Source organism: Streptococcus mitis (genome assembly GCF_047464035.1).
GTDB classification, from domain to species: Bacteria; Bacillota; Bacilli; order Lactobacillales; family Streptococcaceae; genus Streptococcus; species Streptococcus mitis_DX.
The window spans coordinates 1-3,948 of the sequence record NZ_JASHCQ010000043.1 but is presented as its reverse complement, the minus strand read 5'-3'; the positions used below and the strand labels follow the sequence as shown (position 1 = coordinate 3,948).

The following is a 3,948-nucleotide window of genomic DNA, read 5'->3' as shown; positions in this document are numbered from 1 at the left end:
AAGCTTCTCTAAGCTATATCCTTGTTTTCTAAGTTCATAGATCTGAACTTTATCATCATAACTCAATTTCATAATAAAACACCCCAAAAGTTAGATTTTTTCTGTCTAACTTTTGGGGTGCAGTACATGAACTCAGGCCCTTTCTTTTTTATGGATGACTAACAATCAATTCCAAACCTTGCCCTTCCAGAATCCAAGCTTCAACATCACTTGGTAGGATAAAGTGGCTGCCTTTTTGGATTGGATAGTTTTTTCCGTCAACAGTTAGCTGACCTTGACCAGCTAAGACACTGAATAAGGTGTAATCAGCTGTCTTCTCAAAATCAACTTTTCCAGTGATTTCCCACTTGTAAACTACAAAGAAATCATTAGATACAAGGAGAGTGGAACGCAAATCATCTGCTTTAACAGTTACAGGACGGCTATTGGCAGGCTCTCCAATGTTCAAAACATCGATAGATTTTTCAAGGTGAAGTTCACGCAAGTTGCCATTATCATCCTTACGGTCAAAGTCATAGACGCGGTAAGTTGTATCACTAGACTGTTGGGTTTCAAGAATCAAGATGCCTGCCCCGATAGCATGCATGGTGCCACTTGGCACATAGAAGAAATCTCCAGCCTTAACAGGAACTTTTGTCAGCAAGTCCTCCCAGTTTTTATCCTCGATTTGCTGGCGGAGTTCTTCTTTTGACTTAGCATTGTGACCGTAGATAATCTCTGAACCTTCATCCGCTGCGATAATGTACCAGCATTCTGTTTTTCCAAGTTCGCCTTCATGCTCCAGTCCATAAGCATCATCTGGGTGAACTTGGACGCTGAGCCAGTCGTTGGCATCCAGAATCTTAGTCAAAAGCGGAAATACAGGTTCTGGACGATTGCCAAACAATTCACGGTGTTCTGCATACAAAGTAGCTAGGTCTGTTCCCTCGTAACGACCATTGGAAACTTTAGAGACTCCATTTGGATGAGCTGAGATGGCCCAATATTCTCCGATTTTTTCACTTGGGATGTCGTAACCAAACTCATCACGTAGCTTGGTTCCACCCCAGATTTTTTCTTGCATAACTGATTGTAAAAATAATGGTTCTGACATGTCGATCTCCTGTCTGATTTTTCTCCCCTCATTATAGCAAAAAGCTCCATCTAATTGAACTCTTTTTCACATATTATAAAGTAGGGAGAAGATTTTATAAAAATAGTGAACAAATGTGCTCTACTCAATGCTTGCACCATTGCTGGCAATGACATCCTTGTACCAGTAGAAGGATTTCTTCTTGCTACGTTTGAGGCTTCCATGACCAGCATTATCTCGATCTACATAGATAAAGCCATAGCGCTTGTTCATTTCGCCTGTTCCAGCTGAAACCAGATCGATACAGCCCCAAGTCGTATAACCAAGCAAGTCAACGCCATCTTGGTAAATGGCATCTCGCATGGCCTTGATATGAGCCTCTAAGTAAGCAATCCGATAGTCATCTGCTACATGACCATTCTCATCCGGTGTATCCATAGCACCTAGACCGTTTTCCACGATGAACATTGGCTTTTGGTAACGATCCCAGATAGCATTGAGGGTGATACGAAGACCAAGTGGGTCAATCTGCCATCCCCATTCTGAGGATTCAAGATAAGGATTTTTGAGAGAGGCAAAGATATTTCCAGCAGTTAATTCTTTAACTTCTGGATCACCTGAGGCTACTAGACTTGCATAGTAAGAGAAGGAAACAAAGTCAACAGTATTGTCCTTCAACAACTCTAAATCTTCTGCAGTCATTTGAATCTCGATTCGCTCACGCTCCCACTGCTTCTTGGCGTAGTTTGGGTATTCCCCACGCGCTTGAACATCAATGAAGAAGTAACTCTTGCGGTCTTCCTCCATGGCTGCCCAGTAGTCTCTTGGATGGGCTGTGTTAGGATAGTATTGCCCTGCAGCCAACATACATCCCACCTTATTTTCTGGGTCAATTTCGTGGGCAATCTTTGTCGCAAGAGCTGAAGCTACCAACTCATAGTGTGCAGCCTGATATTTAACCAGTTCTTGATTTTCTCCTTCTTCAAAACAGAGCCCAGCTCCCATAAAGGGGGCATGGAGAATCATGTTGATTTCGTTGAAGGTAAGCCAATATTTGACCAAACCCTTATAGCGGGTAAAGAGTGTGCGACAAAGTTTTTCATAGAAGTCTAACATCCGACGATTGCGCCAACCACCGTACTCTGTAATCAAGTGCATAGGACAGTCGAAATGAGTGATAGTCACCAGAGGTTGGATACCATACTTGTGGCACTCCTTAAATAAATCCTCATAAAAGGCTAGACCAGCTTCATTTGGCACTGTTTCGTCGCCCTTAGGAAAAATCCGAGTCCAAGCAATGGATAGACGATAAGTCTTAAAGCCCATTTCCGCAAAAAGGGCAATATCTTCCTTGTAATGATGGTACATATCAATAGCTTGCTTGGCTGGGTAAAAATAGCCCTCCTCAAACGAAAACATCTTTTTCTGACCTGTGATAATGGCTTCACGATCTGGACCGATGGGGACGACATCCACATTCGCCAATCCACGACCTTCTAAATTATAAGCACCCTCACACTGGTTGGCAGCTGTCGCTCCGCCCCACAAGAAACCATCCGGAAAAGTCAGTTTTTCGGTCATAACTCTACTCACTTTCTTATTTGCTTGTTCATTTACTTATATTATAACTTATTCTGTAAACCTTTTCTTATAAAATACTGTGACATACTGATACTATTCTACTATTTAAGTTTATCAGATTGTTTTTTAAAAAATTATCCTCTAGAAAAAGTAAATAGCCTCCCCTGAAACAAAAAAGAAGACTGAAAACTAGTCTCCTCTGTTCCTTTTAAATCAAAGCTGTAATAACCGTCACTAGGCCAAAAATAATACCTGGTGCATTAGCTGCTGCAAGGGGGATATCTCTTTCTTTTTTGAAAAGACCGTAGTAAACCCAGAGACTACAGTTGATGGCAGCAACCAAGGGCTGGATGAAATTTCCTTTTTGACCAGCCAGATTGTTCATGATTTGTGGGAAGTAAGACACATACATCATAACAGACATAAAGGTCGCTACCCAACCTAAAATTTTCATTTGTTTTTCAGACATTTTCAAAACCTCTTTCATTTTTACTGAATCTTATTTTAAAATATTCTTTCAAAACAATCAAGTCTTTAAAACTTTTGTTATAAAGATATAAACTATCACAATCTTGTTATAAGAAAGAGGGAACAGAAAAAAGACCGAATTGCTCCGTTCTGTTTACTCAATCAAATATTAGAAAATGAATACTCCTTTTCAATGAATCGATTGATTGATGGTAAATAAGCCGTTAGAAATTATTGACAGTATCGAAATTTTCTAGTAAAATGAATTTTGTTAATACCTAAATGGTGTGTAGTTTTCTATCAACATAGTCAGGAGAAAAGGAACTTATGCTAAAAAAATTTAATGAATTGTCACTGAAAGATAAGGCTTATCTAATTGGCGGTTTGAGCTTATTAGTCATTGTGATCTCATTTGGTCTACTCAATCGTCAAACAGTAACTGTCAGTCTTGTCTTTACACAACTATCTGCTCCCTTGATTTTGGTGATTTTTACTTGTCTAGTAATCGGGATCATTGCTGGTAGTGCTATTGGTATTAGCTATCACCATAACAAGACTCAAGATCTGAGAAGCCGCATTGCTGAAGCAGAAGCGACTATCAATATAAAAGACAGGGAGCTTGTCCAGTACGAGGAACAGGTGCAACAATTAAAACAGGAAGCCAAACAATAAGTGTAGAAATCATAACCACCCGTGAAAATGTACTGACCCCAAAAAGTTAGACAATTAATTTATGCGAAGGATTTAGTTCTGTATTGCACAGGACTGAGTCCTTTTAGTTTTACCTTAATTCGTTTATTGTTGTAGTAATCAATATAGTCTACAAT

Annotated in this window: 5 protein-coding genes and 1 pseudogene; 1 reads left to right on the top strand and 5 read right to left on the bottom strand. The window is 39.7% G+C overall.

The features are described from left to right. The 4 genes and pseudogenes from QM818_RS08915 to QM818_RS08900 all read right to left on the bottom strand — a co-directional run. A pseudogene (locus tag QM818_RS08915) lies at nucleotides 1-72 on the bottom strand (transposase); the annotation flags it as partial. Nucleotides 73-148: 76 nt separating this feature from the next. Next, a complete protein-coding gene (gene manA, locus QM818_RS08910; RefSeq protein WP_001294313.1) occupies nucleotides 149-1,093 on the bottom strand; it encodes a mannose-6-phosphate isomerase, class I in 945 nt (314 codons plus the stop codon). 120 nt (nucleotides 1,094-1,213) lie between these two features. Beyond that, nucleotides 1,214-2,653 carry a 6-phospho-beta-glucosidase gene (locus QM818_RS08905; RefSeq protein WP_000136868.1) on the bottom strand — a complete coding sequence of 480 codons (1,440 nt, stop codon included), beginning with the start codon at nucleotides 2,651-2,653 and terminating at the stop codon, nucleotides 1,214-1,216. Nucleotides 2,654-2,861: 208 nt separating this feature from the next. Continuing rightward, complete coding sequence (locus tag QM818_RS08900) at nucleotides 2,862-3,122, bottom strand: SemiSWEET family transporter (protein WP_001291472.1); 261 nt, start codon at nucleotides 3,120-3,122, stop codon at nucleotides 2,862-2,864. Between the two features lie 326 nt (nucleotides 3,123-3,448). Here QM818_RS08900 and QM818_RS08895 point away from each other — a divergent pair, with 326 nt between their 5' ends. Then, complete coding sequence (locus tag QM818_RS08895) at nucleotides 3,449-3,793, top strand: lipopolysaccharide assembly protein LapA domain-containing protein (RefSeq protein WP_000913393.1); 345 nt, start codon at nucleotides 3,449-3,451, stop codon at nucleotides 3,791-3,793. Nucleotides 3,794-3,852: 59 nt separating this feature from the next. Here QM818_RS08895 and QM818_RS08890 read toward each other — a convergent pair. Continuing rightward, on the bottom strand, nucleotides 3,853-3,948 hold a 96-nt coding region (locus QM818_RS08890), incomplete at its 5' end, for an IS3 family transposase (RefSeq protein WP_195327149.1).

Excerpts from the sequence above, each read along its gene's own strand:
- manA (WP_001294313.1), bottom strand. The coding sequence starts at position 1,093 with ATGTCAGAACCATTATTTTTACAATCAGTTATGCAAGAAAAAATCTGG.
- QM818_RS08905 (WP_000136868.1), bottom strand. The coding sequence starts at position 2,653 with ATGACCGAAAAACTGACTTTTCCGGATGGTTTCTTGTGGGGCGGAGCG.
- QM818_RS08900 (WP_001291472.1), bottom strand. The coding sequence starts at position 3,122 with ATGTCTGAAAAACAAATGAAAATTTTAGGTTGGGTAGCGACCTTTATG.
- QM818_RS08895 (WP_000913393.1), top strand. The coding sequence starts at position 3,449 with ATGCTAAAAAAATTTAATGAATTGTCACTGAAAGATAAGGCTTATCTA.